The organism is Kitasatospora paranensis, from assembly GCF_039544005.1.
GTDB lineage: Bacteria > Actinomycetota > Actinomycetes > Streptomycetales > Streptomycetaceae > Kitasatospora > Kitasatospora paranensis.
This window is the reverse complement of the sequence record NZ_BAABKV010000001.1, coordinates 3,782,983-3,797,651: the sequence shown is the minus strand read 5'-3', so window position 1 is coordinate 3,797,651 and position 14,669 is coordinate 3,782,983. Positions and strand designations below refer to the sequence as shown.

General features: G+C 69.0%; 17 protein-coding genes and 1 tRNA gene. 5 read left to right on the top strand and 13 right to left on the bottom strand.

Annotated elements, in window-relative coordinates:
• Positions 1-90: 90 nt before the first annotated feature.
• Positions 91-567: a hypothetical protein gene (locus tag ABEB13_RS18215; RefSeq protein WP_100889722.1), complete on the top strand. Its 477-nt coding sequence runs from the start codon at positions 91-93 to the stop codon at positions 565-567.
• Positions 568-830: 263 nt separating this feature from the next.
• Positions 831-1,328, top strand: a complete 498-nt coding sequence (locus tag ABEB13_RS18210; RefSeq protein WP_345706342.1) for a hypothetical protein — start codon at positions 831-833, stop codon at positions 1,326-1,328.
• An 81-nt stretch (positions 1,329-1,409) separates the two neighbouring features.
• On the opposite strand, the gene ABEB13_RS18205 is transcribed toward ABEB13_RS18210, so the two are convergent.
• Positions 1,410-1,898 (bottom strand): YajQ family cyclic di-GMP-binding protein, encoded by a 489-nt coding sequence (locus tag ABEB13_RS18205; RefSeq protein ID WP_345706341.1) that lies wholly within the window; start codon positions 1,896-1,898, stop codon positions 1,410-1,412.
• 210 nt (positions 1,899-2,108) lie between these two features.
• On the opposite strand from ABEB13_RS18205, the gene ABEB13_RS18200 reads away from it, so the two are divergent.
• Positions 2,109-2,189, top strand: a tRNA-Tyr gene (locus tag ABEB13_RS18200).
• A 151-nt stretch (positions 2,190-2,340) separates the two neighbouring features.
• Here the strand turns inward: ABEB13_RS18200 and ABEB13_RS18195 are convergent.
• The 11 genes from ABEB13_RS18195 to ABEB13_RS18145 form a co-directional block, all read right to left on the bottom strand.
• The gene (locus tag ABEB13_RS18195) at positions 2,341-3,756 is read right to left on the bottom strand and encodes a tyrosine-type recombinase/integrase (protein WP_345706340.1); all 1,416 of its coding nucleotides are present in this window, start codon (positions 3,754-3,756) and stop codon (positions 2,341-2,343) included.
• Positions 3,756-3,944 carry a helix-turn-helix transcriptional regulator gene (locus tag ABEB13_RS18190; protein ID WP_345706339.1) on the bottom strand — a complete coding sequence of 63 codons (189 nt, stop codon included), beginning with the start codon at positions 3,942-3,944 and terminating at the stop codon, positions 3,756-3,758. Before ABEB13_RS18190 ends, ABEB13_RS18195 begins: the two co-directional genes overlap by 1 nt.
• On the bottom strand, positions 3,937-5,364 hold the full coding sequence (locus ABEB13_RS18185) for a replication initiator (RefSeq protein ID WP_345706338.1): 1,428 nt from the start codon (positions 5,362-5,364) through the stop codon (positions 3,937-3,939). The genes ABEB13_RS18190 and ABEB13_RS18185 overlap by 8 nt, the downstream gene beginning before the upstream one ends.
• Positions 5,361-5,555 carry a hypothetical protein gene (locus ABEB13_RS18180; RefSeq protein ID WP_345706337.1) on the bottom strand — a complete coding sequence of 65 codons (195 nt, stop codon included), beginning with the start codon at positions 5,553-5,555 and terminating at the stop codon, positions 5,361-5,363. Before ABEB13_RS18180 ends, ABEB13_RS18185 begins: the two co-directional genes overlap by 4 nt.
• 15 nt (positions 5,556-5,570) lie before the next feature.
• A complete protein-coding gene (locus ABEB13_RS18175; protein WP_345706336.1) occupies positions 5,571-5,759 on the bottom strand; it encodes a mobile element transfer protein in 189 nt (62 codons plus the stop codon).
• 13 nt (positions 5,760-5,772) lie between these two features.
• Positions 5,773-6,408, bottom strand: a complete 636-nt coding sequence (locus tag ABEB13_RS18170; RefSeq protein WP_345706335.1) for a DUF2637 domain-containing protein — start codon at positions 6,406-6,408, stop codon at positions 5,773-5,775.
• A gap of 74 nt (positions 6,409-6,482) precedes the next feature.
• Positions 6,483-7,835, bottom strand: coding sequence for an FtsK/SpoIIIE domain-containing protein (locus tag ABEB13_RS18165; RefSeq protein ID WP_345706334.1), 1,353 nt, complete (start codon positions 7,833-7,835; stop codon positions 6,483-6,485).
• 1 nt (position 7,836) lies between these two features.
• Complete coding sequence (locus tag ABEB13_RS18160; protein WP_345706333.1) at positions 7,837-8,187, bottom strand: SCO3933 family regulatory protein; 351 nt, start codon at positions 8,185-8,187, stop codon at positions 7,837-7,839.
• A gap of 322 nt (positions 8,188-8,509) precedes the next feature.
• Positions 8,510-8,989, bottom strand: coding sequence for a hypothetical protein (locus tag ABEB13_RS18155; protein ID WP_345706332.1), 480 nt, complete (start codon positions 8,987-8,989; stop codon positions 8,510-8,512).
• On the bottom strand, positions 8,968-9,723 hold the full coding sequence (locus ABEB13_RS18150; protein WP_345706331.1) for a helix-turn-helix domain-containing protein: 756 nt from the start codon (positions 9,721-9,723) through the stop codon (positions 8,968-8,970). The genes ABEB13_RS18155 and ABEB13_RS18150 overlap by 22 nt, the downstream gene beginning before the upstream one ends.
• Complete coding sequence (locus ABEB13_RS18145; RefSeq protein ID WP_345706330.1) at positions 9,713-10,027, bottom strand: putative quinol monooxygenase; 315 nt, start codon at positions 10,025-10,027, stop codon at positions 9,713-9,715. The genes ABEB13_RS18150 and ABEB13_RS18145 overlap by 11 nt, the downstream gene beginning before the upstream one ends.
• Before the next feature lie 202 nt (positions 10,028-10,229).
• Here ABEB13_RS18145 and ABEB13_RS18140 point away from each other — a divergent pair, with 202 nt between their 5' ends.
• Both ABEB13_RS18140 and ABEB13_RS18135 read left to right on the top strand, forming a co-directional pair.
• A complete protein-coding gene (locus ABEB13_RS18140; RefSeq protein WP_345706329.1) occupies positions 10,230-10,559 on the top strand; it encodes an ATP-binding protein in 330 nt (109 codons plus the stop codon).
• A gap of 83 nt (positions 10,560-10,642) precedes the next feature.
• On the top strand, positions 10,643-11,020 hold the full coding sequence (locus ABEB13_RS18135; RefSeq protein WP_345706328.1) for a hypothetical protein: 378 nt from the start codon (positions 10,643-10,645) through the stop codon (positions 11,018-11,020).
• A 573-nt stretch (positions 11,021-11,593) separates the two neighbouring features.
• On the opposite strand, the gene ABEB13_RS18130 is transcribed toward ABEB13_RS18135, so the two are convergent.
• Entirely contained in the window at positions 11,594-14,668 is a 3,075-nt protein-coding gene (locus ABEB13_RS18130; protein WP_345706327.1) for a type I restriction endonuclease subunit R, read from the bottom strand.
• Between the last annotated feature and the right edge of the window lies 1 nt (position 14,669).

The window sequence follows — 14,669 nt, the reverse complement described above, 5'->3', positions numbered from 1 at the left end:
TCTGCGGGATCCCGCCACGGCCCGGGGGCGATGGACAGTCAGTTCGATTGTTCGCCTGACCCGGGTGGAAGATCGGCGCAGAATGACGGAATGTCGTACGAACTCAACGCCCTGGTCGCCGCTGCGGAACTGCTCGACGTGGTGGCGGCCGAAGTTCCGGTCGCGCGGGTCGCTCGGCTGACACAGGGCCTGGGGCTGATCCCGGTGACGGATCACCTCCACCGCGTCCTGGACGTGCCGGGGGACCGTACCGAGCCGGGGTTCAGCCGCTTCCCTGCGAGCCTCGGCCGCAGACTGGAGGCGTGGTCCCAGGCGGGCCCGATCGGCTACGTCGAGGCGGACTTCTTCGGCGGCTCCGGGACCCAGCACGCGGCCGTCTGGCTGCACGGCCGGCTCGACCTCGGGCCGCTGCACATCGTGGAGCAGGAGCCCCGGCCGGCCGACGGCACCCCGATCTCACAGGTCCTGCGCCGACTGGGCGCCGTGGTCGAGGACGGCCGGTTCGACGAGTTCGACGCCGTCGGGCTCGGCCGCCACCGGCAGTCGGCGGACTGGCTGACCGGCTGAGCCGCCGACGGGCCGGTCCGCGGGCCGGTCCGCGAGCCGGCGGTGGTGGACGCCGTCCGGCGGCGGTGGAGCCGTCCGGACGGCCGTGCCCGGTGGGCTGACCGGGTGTCGGGTCCGACCGGGGTCGACGGTGCGTCGACTGACGGTGCGCCGGGCGGGGTGATCACCGTTCGGCCTACGACCGGTGGCCGCGTCCGTCCGGGTGTCCCAACGTGGCGTTCAGGCGAAAAGCCTGATCGTCAGTTGAGAGGAACCGCCTCACCATGCGTCCCACCTGGACGGCCACCGCGCTGACCGCAGCCCTCGGAGTCACCGCGCTCACCCTGGCGTCCGCCGCTCCTGCATCCGCCGTCGACCCCGACGTGGTGCTCCTGCATCTGTCCCGACCCGCCGCCGTCGCGGCCGCGCGTCCGGCCGCTGCTCCCGCCGTGCCGGATCCCGCGGCGCTGCCGACACTCCCCGGCGCGCCGGTCGTCCCGCCCCTGCCCGCCCTCCCGTCGATCCCGTCCCTCCCGTCCCTCCCGTCCCTCCCGTCCGTCCCCCTGCCGTCCGCCCCCAGCCTGCCGGTCGCCGGCGCACTGGACGGGGTGCTCGGTCTCCTCGACGGCGTCCTCGCGCTGGCCGCCCCGCCGTCCGGGACGCCCGATCCGGCGGCCCTCCAGCAGAAGATCGACGAACTGGTCGCCGCCGTGAAGGCGATCCTCGCGGGGCTGCCGGTCCAGGTGCCCGGCCTCCGAACGCCGACCGCCCCGGGAAGCTGAGTCCGGCCGAACGCCGTCGGGGCCCCGGACCACGAGTGGTCCGGGGCCCCGACGGCGCCGCTCCCGGGGAGCGGCGGCAGATCAGCGGTAGTTCACGAACTGGATCGCGAAGTCCAGGTCCTTGCCCTTGAGCAGCGCCTGCACGGTCTGCAGGTCGTCGCGGCTCTTGGAGGTGACCCGGAGCTCCTCGCCCTGGACCTGCGCCTTGACGCCCTTCGGGCCCTCGTCGCGGATGATCTTGGCGACCTTCTTGGCGTCGTCGGTGGAGATGCCCTCCCTGACGTCCGCGAAGATCTTGTACTCCTTGCCCGAGAGCTGGGGCTCGGCGGCGTCCAGCGCCTTCAGCGACAGGCCGCGCTTGATGAACTTGCTCTGCAGGACGTCCAGGATCGCCTTGACCCGCTCCTCGCCGTTGGCCCGCATCTCGATCTTGGTGTCCGACCGGCTGATCTCGGCGCCGACGTTCTTGAAGTCGAAGCGGGAGGCGAGCTCGCGGGAGGTCTGGTTGATCGCGTTGTCGACCTCCTGCCACTCGACCTTCGAGACGATGTCGAAACTGGAGTCGGCCATGGGTGTTGGTCTCCTTGGGTACTGGCTGCACGGTCACGTCCCGGCCGGCGGCAAGGACGCCGCCCCAGCCTATCCAGCGCCGCCGCGCCCCGCCCCCGACAGGCGCAGGGACCCGTTGTTCGCCGGGTCGGCGGCCGAGTGGCGAAGCACCCCGTCGATCAGGTATTGTTTACCGCGTCGAACAGGGCAGCGCCCCGGGAGACGGATCCTGGCTGGTTGCCCGAGCGGCCAAAGGGAGCAGACTGTAAATCTGCCGCGCAAGCTACGCAGGTTCGAACCCTGCACCAGCCACAGGATTGAAAACAGCCCCTGATCTGCGGAAACGCAGATCAGGGGCTGTTTCGTTGTGCCGGTCGCCAGAGCGATCGAGATGCGCACTATGTGTGACTTGTCTCACCTTGTCTCGCCTGAATCCCAGGTCTGACCAGCGCGTACGGACCAGTCACGGACCAGGATCCGGGCCCGGGTCCGCCGGTGGGACGGCCCGTGGGACGGCGCGGGAGCTCCGGGCGAGCCGCTGCGAGATCAGCTCGTTCGCGTAGTCCTCGGTGCCGTGCAGACACTTCGCGTAGACCCGCAGCATCACCGCGACGCTGTGCCCAGCCCTACGGGCGACCTCGGTGGGGTCGACCCCGGAGTTCAGGCCGAGCGAGATCCCGGCGTGTCGCAGGTCGTAGGGACGCCTGCCGAGCGGCGTTGCGCAGTCGGCGGGGGACAGGACCTCCGTCCGGGCTCGCTTCCAGACCACGCCGTAGCCACTCTCCTGCACCATGCCGTCCCGGGAGGTCCGGAACAACCGGCCGTCGGGAGCGACGCCGTACGCGTCGATGTGCGCCCGAAGGATCGCGACCAGCTCGGGCGGGATCGGGACAGGCCGAGTCGCCTTGGCGGCACGGTGCTTCAGGCCGCGCTTGTCGTGAGGCGTCCCGTCGTCCGTCCAGGACGAACCGACCCGGGGACGCGTCTCGTCCAGGATCAGCCGACCCCAGCCCTGCGCCGGCAGATGGCACCGCTCGATCTTCAGGTTCACCACCTCCGCCGGCCGCATCCAGGCGTAATAGATGCAGCCGAAGAAGCCCACCAGCCGGGCCCCGCGCCGCCCCTGACGCCCGACAGCGGCCATGAGGAGCGCCGCCTGCTCCGGATTCACCACGACCCCCGGATCCAGCTCGTCTTCGACCTCCGGAGGCTGCCACTGGACCAGCGGGAGCGGGTTGACCACGAGCAGCCCCTCCTCCACCGCGTAGCCGAAGATGTGGTTGACGATCCGGCGCTTGCGCAGGGTCACCGTGGCGGCCGCGGGCTTGCCGTCGAGCTTCACGGCCAGGGCGTCGAGCAGCCGGCGGACCGTCTTTGGCTCCTCGAAGGCCGAGACCAGCACGGAGTTCTTCGCCACCCAGGCGAGCGCCCGTTCGATCTCTGGCGGCGCCTCCTTCGACCACTGGTTGACGTTGAAACCCCAGCTGTAGAGCGCCCGCCGTACGACCCGCCTGTCCGGCATGCCCGCCTTGGACTTCACCAGCTCGAACGTCACCGTCGCCAAGGCGTCCGCCCAGGTGGTGCGGGTCTTGGCGGGCGCCCCGCTCCAGCGCTTCTCGACGTAGTTCCGGGCGAGCTGGTACCAGGTGACCTGCTTCTCCTTGCGGAGCTCGGAGAGAGGGAGCCCCCGGTCGACGTCGAACGGCTCACCGGCGCGGGCAGCGGTGATGAGCTCGGCCTTGCGGCCGTCCGCCTGAGTCTTGGTGAGGAACGACTCGGAGAACTCACGGCCGGCCACCGACCACCGGACCATGAACGGCTTGCGTCGGTCCGGCCGGTGCCGGTGCTCCCAGAACTGCACCTTGTAGGAGGTGGCCATCAGGCAGCGGCCTCCTCAAGACCGGCCCACCAGGCGTCCAGGTCCGCACGGCTCACCCGGATCTGACCGTTCGGCAGCCGAGTGCACCTGGGCGCCTTGCCCCGAGCCCGCATCCGGTAGAACGCGGCGCGGGACATGCCGATCTCGGTCAGGACCTCGGGCAGCTTGAGCTTCTTCGGGTCAGCCACGAGTGGGTTCTCCTTCCGTCCCGGGTGCGGGTTGTAGGGTCTCGGCGAGCCAGGCCTCTCCGCGGGTCAGACCCGTGCCGGCGAAGGCCCAGTGGGAGAGGACGAGGGTGGTCTCCTCAGTGGTCGGTGCGTCCGTGCCGTGGAGGTCTCCGAGGACCTGGGCCCGGCGCCAGGCGGCGCGGGCGTCGCGGAGGGAACCGAGCGTGGTTGAGTACCGCCGCGTCTTGGTGGAGAAGTGACCGCGGAAGCCGAGCATGTGGGCCCAGGCCCGGAGCCGGAGGTCGGCCAGGTCGGTACGGCTGCCGAGGGCCCAGCACGTGCGGATCATGCGGCGGGCGTGCTCGGGGATGTCGAGTCCTGCCAGGGATCGGGCCAGACCCGTGCCCTGGCAGGTGTTGCAACGGGTGCTGAGACCGGCGGGGGCGGGGGTGCGCCCGCGTCCCGCGCACGGCTTGCAGCACAGGGAGCTGTCGAGCGTGCCCGTGGCCGTCTCGGCCCCCTTGGTCGCGTACTTGGCGATGTAGGCGGCGACGGCGCGTTCGCTCAGCTCGGAGCCACCGGCGAACTCAGCGGTCCGGATCGGGCGAATGTCGAGCTGGGTGCCGAAGGCGAAGCGGTACTCCCGGCCGTCGATCAGCGGGCCGGGGATGTCGGCCCGGTGGGCGGCAGCCCGGATGGCGTCCGAGAGGAGCTGGGCGGAGGCCCAGCGCGGCGGCTGGTCCGATCCGCCCCCGGGTCCGTCGAGTCGGATGACGGCGTGGAAGTGGACCAGGCCCCGGCGCTGGTACTCGGCGACCTTGGCGAAGGACACCCGGGCGTGCTGCCGGAAGGCCCGCTGCGTCAGTCCGGCCCGTGTGGCGATCTCGCGGCGCAGGTGGATGGAGAACCGGCGCCAGAGCGCCCCGGAGTGGGCGTTCCAGAGGACCGCGCCCCGGTAGTCGTAGCTGTCGGGGGCGAGCGGGGTGCCGAGCTCGGGCGCGTCCTGGTCGTGGAACTTGCCGCACCGACAGGGGCGGACTTGACCCGACGCGCCGGTCGGCCGGTTGTGGACGGGCCCGAACGACGGCGCGGTGAAGGTGGCGAACACCCGGGGGTGCGTGGCCACCTCGTCAGGGGTGCCCTTGCCGCCACGGAGCCCGGCGGTGATCAGGTGGTAGGTGTCGCGGCGGTAGGTCTCGGCACAGGCCGTACAGCGAGTGGCCCGGCGGTTGTTGCAGCGGACCAGGAGCTGCCCGGCGGGCAGGTCGATCGAGGCCAGTCGGCGCAGGATCTCGCCGCTTGCGCTGCTGACCTCGGTGCTGTGCCCGTCGAGGCGGATCGGGTGGACGCAGCCGCCGAGGCCCTGGAGCTGACGGGAGAGGGCGGGCAGGGTGCCGAGGCGGGCCAGGGTGGCCAGCTCGGCGACCGGGGGCAGGGTCACTTACCGCCTCCGTTCACGATCCGGACGCCGGTCTGGGTGCCGGACTCCACTGCGGGGGCGAGGACGGTGTGGGCGAGGTAGAAGCCGAACAGGGCGATGGCGACGGCGACCCAGAGACGGATGCCGAGGAACTTGATCGCGGTCCAGGCGATGATGCCGAGGACGACGACCAGGGGGAGGCTGACGGTCATGGCCGGGCGGTCCTTTCAGCGGGCGGGGCAGCGGTGGGTACGGGCGGCGAGCTCGGCGGCGGCACGCGAGTCGTAGTCGGCGGAGAAGCCGCAGCGCGGGGCGGTGCAGGCGGCGGCGTGCTTCTCGCGGCCACGGCCGTCGTAGAAGGTGCCGACCTGTACGGGGCCGATGCGGATCGTGTTGCGGAAGCGACGGTTGAACATCGGGGACCTCCTGTCAGAGCTGGGCGGCGATGGCTTCTGCCAGCGGTGCGGGGATGCCGAGCCGGGCCCGCAACGCCGCCGCGTCGATGGGCGTGCCGGTCTGGCTGCGGTGCTGATCGGCGACCTTCCGGGCGTGGTCGACCAGGGCGGCCGGGACGGCGACCGGGGCCGGCGGCGGCGCGAGGATCGGCGCCGGGGCGGGTAGGGGAAGCGGAGGCGGCCCGTAGACGGAAGGCACGTCCTCGTCGCTCGGCACGGGTTCTGTGGCGGGCTCGCGGAGTGTTGCGACCCCCGAGTGGGCGAGGAGGGTGCCGCCGAGGAAGGCGACGGCCGGCCATCCGGCGACGAGGATGCGCAACCAGGCCGGGACGGCCGCCAGGTCGAGGAGTCCGGCAGTGGCGATGTTGGCACCGAGGGATGCGGCGAGAGCAGTGGCGAACCAGCACCAGGCGGAGGCCCGGTTCGCCCCTGAGCGCATCCGGCGCCAGGCGGCGACCAACAGGAGGTCGACCGAGACCGGGTAGGCCCAGGCCTTCCAGCCGTGCTGGCCGGCCGCTCCGGCGATGTCGTGCAGGTGGGCGAAGGAGAGCGCCGCGGCGATCACGGCTTGAACCAACACGGCGTCCACGCGCCGTAACTGGGCACGCAAAGGAACGCCTCCTTTCGGGCGTGACGGAGTAGGGACTCGGCGCGGGACGGCGCGCCACCGGAGTGGGGGAGAGGTCAGGCCGCGCTCAGGCCGGCCGGGTCGGCACCCTCGACGGAGGGGCGGAAGCGGTCGAGCTCCGGCAGGAACGGGACCAGGTGAGCGTTCGCGGCGCACACGGCGGCGGCCTGAGCGAGCGGGAGGTGGGGAGTGCGGATGCGGGACCAGCCGCCCGAGGTGTCCCCGACGACCGCTTGGCCGGGCCGTTCGGCGGCGATGGCGCATGCCGCGAGGACTGCCTCCGGGGAGATGTCCCCGAGAGCCATCTTGGCCGAGGCCTCGTCGTTGACCCGGTGGCAAACGCGGCCGGTGAGCTGGGCGCGGAGCATGGTGGCACCCTTGCCGAGTTCGGCGCCGAAGCGCTGTCCGCACACCTCCAGGTGGATACCGGCTGCCCGGCCGAGCTGGGCGAGTCGGATGAGATGGGTGACCATCTCGTCCCGGCGGTCCTCGTCCTTGCGGGTGGCGACAAGGAAGAGTTCTGCCACCTCGTCCACGAGGACGACGATCGGGACGGGCCGTTCGGCCTCGGGGAGACCCCAGATGTCGGAGGTCATGTCCTCGGCCGGGACACCGGGGGATATCCCCTGGTGGGCGCGGATCTGGTCGTAGCGGCTCTCCATCAGTTCGACCAGGGCGGGCAGCAGGTCGGCCGCCTGTTCCTGGTCGGTGGCCAGCGCGGAGAGCCGGGTGGCGAACGGAGCGAACTCCACGCCGCGTTTGCAGTCGATGCCGACCAGGGCGACCGGTTGCGGGGCGAGCCCGGTGACCAGGTGCCGGAGGAACATCGACTTGCCGGAGAGGGTCGCGCCGAGCGTGAGTTGGTGCGGGATGGTGCGGTAGTCCCGGACGAAGGCGGTCGCGTCCTCGCGGAGAGCCACCGGCACCTTGAGAAGGCCGTCGGTGACCGTCCGAGGCATCCGGACGCGCCGCAGGACGTCGAAGCCCACCAACCGGAGGTCGACGACACCGGGCCTGACCTCGGTCACGTAGACCGCGTGCACGCCCCAGGCATGCCGAAGACGCTCCGCCGAGGCGGCGACGTCCGCCGGCTCCTGTCCCGGTGCGAGACGCAGCCGAAGCCGCATCCCGGTCGGGGTCGGCCGGATGAGCCCCCGGCGGGGCGGCACGGGCCTTACTTCCCTGCGCGTCGTCGCCCGCACTGCCAGGACCCGCAGCCGGGACGGCGCCACGGTGAGCCCGCACGAGTCCATGACCGCGCCGTACGAGCCCAGCAGGCGGGCCGTCGTGCCGGCCAGGCCGAAGGTGCACCAATAGGCGCTGGGGTGACGTGCCTTGAGGTAGACGGCACCGCCGCCGACCGCCAGGGCCGGACCGCCGAGCTCCAGCAGAGTCAGCAGGTCCGACACGTCACACCCCCAGCGAGGAGGGGAACACGGCGGGCGTGACGGCGGCGGCGCGATAGGCGATGCCGTGCCGGGGCTGACCGTTGAACACCTGCTCCCACGGGCGGGCGACCAGGCCCACCAGGGCGACCGGACCACCGAGGGCCAGGCCCTCTCCCACGCCGGACTGCGGAACGGTGACCTTGATCAGCGAGGACTCGCCGTCCTCGATGTGGACGACACCGACCGTCATCAGGACTTCGCCGGTCGCGGCGTCGGTGGCCAGCTCTCCCGTCCGGCGATCGCGGATCTTCTTCTCGGGGGCCTCGGTCAGCAGGATCGTCGCGCCCGAGGTCTCGACACGGATGGAACGCATGAGTTGTTCTCCCTTGCGCACCGCAAATGGGTGCAGTCAGTGACAAATGACTACGCAACGGGAGGTTGACCGCATATGGACTCGGCGCGATACGCTCGGAGGAGCGTTGTGCCAACGACGCCCCGAGCCTGAGTGGGCTGCCTCCCGCTCAGGCCACAGCTTTCGTGTGACCCTTTGCCGCTGACGCGCCGGGGCAGGTCTGCCTTCCTGCCACGGCGCGTTCGCATGTCCGCACACGGACCCCGCCGAAGGCGGGGAGGCATGCCGACAGCAACGAGAGTAACCCGTACTCCAAGTACTGTCTAGTACTTTTGGTACCAGCTCACATTTCCAGTACGCCCAACTCTCTGGCCAGCCCGCGGAGCTGATCGGACGTCGGTTGGCTCATGGTCAGCAGATCCGTGACGAGCTGCTTCACCATCGGCATGGCGCGGAACATCTCCGGCGACAGGTCACGCGCCGTCAGGAGCCGGGCCACGGCGTCGTCCGTCTGCCGGCGCTGTGTGTAGGCCCTGGCCACGTCGATGTGGAACCTGGTCTGGCGCTCCGTGGACAGCACCGACGGATCGATGGAGTTCACAGCCCGCAGGGCAATGCCGGCGTCCCCTAGATCGACCGCGACGGCGACCTCGTGCAGGCCCACGTTGGTGGGCCCGAACTCGGTGTTGTAGTCGTTGCGCCCGTCGCCCACCGCAGCCGCCATCTCGCGGGCCTCGCGCAGGTACTCGTACGCCGACTCGGCCTGATTCGCGCGTGCGGCAGCGACCGCCCGTTGCAGGGTCAGCGCCCCGCGCATGGCCACGGCTTCCACCTGGCCCGTGGCTGCGAGGGGTGGAGCGCGTCGGCGGCGCTGCCCGAGGCGCGTGCCGCCTGCTCGTAGTGCCGGGCACCGAGGAAGACGATCGAGAGGCGGAACTCGCCGGCCGCCATGAGCAGGGGATCGCCCGCCCGCTCCGCTGCGACCACGGAGCGGTCAATGGCAATCCAGGCCGCCTCGGGCTCGCCCATGTTGGACAGGGCGGCACTGCAGGCGTGGTACATCCGCGCGAGCAGCCGGAACAGATTGGCGCGCTGGTCCTCCGGGACCGAGCGGGCGGCCGACTCCAGCGACGGCACCAGCTCTTCGAGGAGTTCGGCGAGATCCGCGTAGCCGCCGGCGTGCGCGAGCGACCACGCCCGCTCGACCTCGGCCCGGAGTGCGTCCACGTCGGGTGCGCTGTGAGGGCCGAGGATCGCCTTGAGCGAGTGCGCCGCACTGAGAACCAGCCGGAGCCGACTCGCACCGGGAGCCTCCCCCTCCGCCGCCGCGGCCACGATCGGGGCCTCGGCCGCCAGCTCGGCGACGGGGATCTCCAGGACCTCCGCGACCTTCTCCAGGACGGTCATCCGGTCGATACGCCGTACGCCGCGCTCCACCTGGGACACCCAGGCTTCCGAGCGGCCGAGGAGCTGGGCGAACTCCTTCTGTGAGAGCCCGCGGCGCTTTCGGTGGAAGGCGATCTTCTTGCCCAGCGCCTTGGCGTACTCAGTGCTCAACGTCCACACCCTTGGCGGACACGAAGTCGAGCCAGTCGACCTCGATGGAGGAGAGGTACTGGTCGCGCTCGGCGAGGAAGACCTTCACGTAGTCCTTCGACTCGTGCTCGTCGAAGGCGGCGCGGTCGCGGTAGAGCTCGTAGAAGATCCGCTCCAGCGGCCGGCCGTCAACGCGGTGGACGGCGTAGACCACCGTGCCCGGCTCGTTCACCCGGATCAGTTCGCCCGTCCGCGCAACCAGGTCGTCGAACGCGGACGCCGCCGACTCGTCCTTGCAGGTGAAGCGCACCATCAGTCCGAACATGCTTCTTCCTCCCTTGTTGCGAACTTGAGCAGCAGCACTCGTCGCCGCACCAGCTAACCGTACGAAAAGTGCGATCCCGCACTCGAAGTACACGCATCTTGAGTACGGTGCTAGTACTAAATGCACTGCCCGTGGGCGTCCGGCAACAGAGGATCGGTCACCCAGGGCAGAACGGAGCAGGTCAACGCCGCAGAGGAGCGCCATGACCACTCACCGACGCATCTTCGCCGGCCACCCCCAGGAGCTCAGTGCAGTACGGGGTTGGGTCCGGCAGCTTCTCAACGACCACCCTCGGGCCGACGAGGCCGAACTGATCGTCAGCGAGCTCAGTACCAACGCCCTTCAGCACACCGAGAGCGGCCACCAGGCGGGCCGCTTCGAAGTCGCTCTGACCGTGGCGGCGCGAGCGGTGGCGATCACGGTCACGGACAGCGGAACGAGGGGAGCATCCCGAGCGTGCAGCACTCCGGAGCCGACAGCACCCACGGCCGCGGGCTGGAGATCGTCAGCGCTCTTGCCGATCGCTTCGTGATCTCTGGCGACCATCGTGGGCGAGCCGTCACGGCCGAGCTGTCACTCCCGCGGCAGCGGCCGGCAGCGTGGGACGGCTCCGCGATGGCTCAGCCCGGATACCGCTGCGAGCACCACGTGTGGAGCACGGCCGGCGCCACGGGCCCGCATCTGGTGAACACCCTCAGCACGGCGAGCGCCGACGCGGCGATCCGGTGGCTCCGGCGGTCCATCACCACGCTCCTTCTCGCCTTTGATGTCGGGGATCAGGCGAGGCTGGGCCAGTGGGTCGAGACCGACCACGCGAAGGCCTTCGACGACCTCCGCCGAGGATTGCCCTGCACCGTTGCCACGCTCCAGGGGGACCGCCAGTGGAGCGCCGGACCGGTCCTCTTCCTGCCGTTACTCCCACCGACGGGCAAGCCGGTCATCGCCTACCAGCCGACATGTTCAAGGACTCGGCGCCGCAATGAGGTTGAGTAACAACCTTCTCTACGGGTTCAAGGCTCGCTTCGCTCGCGGCGCTGGCCGCCGCTCGCCTCCGCTCCTGTCTTCGCCCCGCGACGGCGACGGCCGGCCGCGCCACAGGGTGGATGGAAGGACTGACCCGACGGGCAGGCAGTGACGGTCAGAGCCATGGGGCTCCGCCCCAAACCCCGGCCCTCCTCGGAGGGGACCAGGGGCATGCGCACGGGTTCAGCTTCGTCGTGGTGATCGTGGTCGGGTCGCGGGTGGCCCCCTCCTCGACCGGTCACCCAAGGGCGTACCCGGAACCCCCAGGGGCCGCCAAGGCCGAGCGCAAGCGTCACAAGGTGAGCCTTGGCGGCCCCTGGAGAACCCGGGTGCGGCGAAGCTGCCCGATCGAGGAGGGAACCCACCCGCTCAGTCAGGGGAATATCCGCGGGTTGCCGCGGCTGGTCCAATCGCTTCGGGGCGCGCCCGCGCATATCTCTCCTCCAGCAGCCGGGAGAGGCTTAGCCGCTCTCGGCACGTTACTGGGCCGTCTGACCCTGGGAAGCGCCAGGCTGCGCAAGCAGGCATTTGGTCACTGTGGATTTAATAGTTCTCCCGGACGTAATCATACGTCTTGTCGAACAAGTCGCCTTTGATTGGGAGGCCGTACTCCTTCAACGCAGCTCGGAGCTCGCGGCGAACACGCTTGTCGCCAGCATCGCTTTCTATCCACCCGGTGTAGGCGACCTCTGCGACGATCGAATCGATCCTGTCGACGATGTCGGGGACGATCTTATGTAGCCCTGGCGGCGTGTTTTGCTCGACAATCTGTGTCAGCGCACCACGCTTCGGGTCTGCCAGTCTCTCCAGCATCTCCTCGTCGCCAGCCTCCGCGGCCCGGTCGGCGGCGACCACATCTTGAGCGATCCTCAGCGCCTGCTCCAAGAACGCCAGCGAGTCCTCAACGTTCTCGATTGCCTTGGTGCGGAGCCTCTCGATCCGCTCCGCAAGCGACTGGTACACCGGGCTCTCGGACTCCACGAGACGCCGCTTCAAGCGTGTCTCGATTGAATCGAGCACCTCTTGATAAACGTCGCCGGGCTCGTTCTCCGGTGACTCGGTGTCTGGGAGCTTCAGTTGCTCGGCGATCCTTTTGACCAGTTCCAGGCCGGCGGCGTCGAGGGTGACGGTCTTCGACGGCATCGACCGCACGCGAACGTCGGTCATGTGCCCATGGATCAGCTCGATCGTCTTCGCGCCGAGACGGTCCCACAGGAACGCCTTCGACACGTCCTTGGGCCGGATCGACTCGTACACCTTCGCCAACCAGTGGTACTGCTGCCGGAACGGTGCGAGCATCGGGTGGGGGTCCAGGAACTCCCACACCGTTTGAAGAGCCACGTATGTCTCGATGAACTGGGTCCGCTGCGGGCTGCCCTCGACGATTCGCTCGTGTGCTTCGGCGAGCCCCTCGAACGACGAGTCGGCTGTGTTGATGGCGTCGAACAACGCCACAAGGCGCGTCAGATCGGAGACGAACTTTCCGGCCAGCTGGGCGGAATCTGTGACGTTGAGCTCCGCACCTTCCTCCGTCTTGGCCTTTGGGCCGACTATCGCCTCTCCGATGGCCTTCGCGAGGCCGATGTAGTCGACGACGCGTCCGTAGTCCTTGCGCTGCCCTGTGATGGGGTTCTTCCACGGCCGGTTTGGCCGGGTGATTGTCTGGAACAGGTTCGCGCCCTTGGCTGGCTTGTCGAGGTACAGAACACCCTCGATGGGCGCGTTGAAGCCAGTCATCCACTTCGCTGTCACTACGACGAACGATATGGGGTCGTCGACCTTCTTGAACCGCCGCTTGAGTGCTTCCTCCTGTTCCGGGGTGAGCAGGTACTTCTTTAGCTCCTTCGGGGTGTCCTTGGCGTCGGCGACATGCATCACGACGCCCACTTCGCGTGCCCGGCCGTCCGGCATCACCGCGCCCCGGCGTTCCAGCTCGGCCTGGATCGCGTGCGCATAGGCGACCACGAGTTTTTGGTTGAACGCTACCACCTGGGCCTTCTGTCCCAGCGGTGCGACATAGGTCAGGTAGTGCTCAACGATGTCCGCGCACACGGCGGCGACCCGCTTGGGGTTGGAAAGGACGGTCTCGATGTGCGAGGCCTTACCGGATAGGAAGACTTTCTCGTCCTCGTCGAGGTCCTCATTGGCGGCGAACTGGTCGAAGGCCTCATCAAGGTCACCCTTGTCTAGGTCGAATCCGACGGAACGTCCTTCCACGATCACCGGCTTAGTGAATCCATCCGCGATCGACTGCTCGGGCGTGTACCGGGACATCACAAAGTCGGGATCGTCAGGATCTCCGAACAGCTGGAAAGTGGATCGGTCCTTGTCCTCGATCGCCGTGCCGGTCGCACCGAAGAACTTCGCGTTCGGGACCGCTGCGCGCCAGGCCTTCCCGAACTTGCCCTCCTGGGATCGGTGGGCCTCGTCCACCAGGACAACGATGTTCGCCCGGTCATTAACATGGCCAGCTTCGGCGAACTTGTGCACCGTCGTGATGATCACGCCGGGGTCGTCTCGGCGCAGCAGCTTGTGCAGCTCGCGCCTGTTGCCAGGCACCGACATGCGAGGCATGCCGGCAGTCTCGAACATCTCTGCAGTCTGTCTCACCAAGTCTTTTCGGTCGGCGATCACGATCACGGTCGGTGCGCCGCCGTACATGTCGATCACCGCGTCGTCGCGCAGCAACCGGGCGGCGGCGAAGGCCATCAGTTCGGTCTTGCCTGACCCTTGGTGGTGCCAGATCAGGCCACCGGGACCGTCCGCCAGCACCTTCGCATGGATCGCCAGCGCCGCCTCGAACTGCGGGTAACGAGGCAGGAACTTCACATCAGCCTCGGAGGCGTCCCGAGCGTGCCGATACATCACCAGGTCCTTCAGGATCGTCAGGATCGTCTCCGGCCTCAGCAACAGCCGTGCAGCGCGCTGAACGCGCGCAGGGCCGGTCAGCTTCTTCGGGTCGTCCTCGGTGGACCCCCAAGGTGCCCAGATGTCTGAATCGGGATCCGGGTAGGCACGGATCGGGGCCATCCGGAACTCGAGGCCCTCGGTCGCGACGTTGAAGACGCTGGTAGCAAAGAAGTTGGGGTACTCCTCTTCGTACGTTCCGTAGATGTCCTTCGCGGCGTTCACCCACGATACCTGGTGCTTCACCGGTGTTTTCGTCTCGGCGACGACGAGCGGGAATCCATTAACATAGTAGACGACGTCGAATCTGCGGGGCTTCATGGCGCCGGTGATCGTAACCTCATCGGCGACGGTGAACCGGTTGTTGTCCAGGTAGTCGAAGTCGACGAGGCGGCGCGGCACGTGCTTGCCCTGGATGGTCGTAAACGAATGGTCGCCCCGCAGCATCACAGTCAGCAGCTCGTTGGCAGCCACCAGGCCATTGTGGGCGTCCAAGATGGCCTGGTTGATCTCGTGCAGAATCAGTTCGGTTGATTCTGGGTCGTCGATTAGCTCCGGATTCAGCGCGAGCAGCGCCTCTCTCGCCCAGGTCTCGACGACGACATCGTTATTGTCGCGCGGCAGCTCGTCGCCCGGGATGTGCTCCCACCCGGCTTCCTCGGCCCACTCCAGCAGGGAGCGCTGGATAGTGGACGACTCTGTCCATGTCATG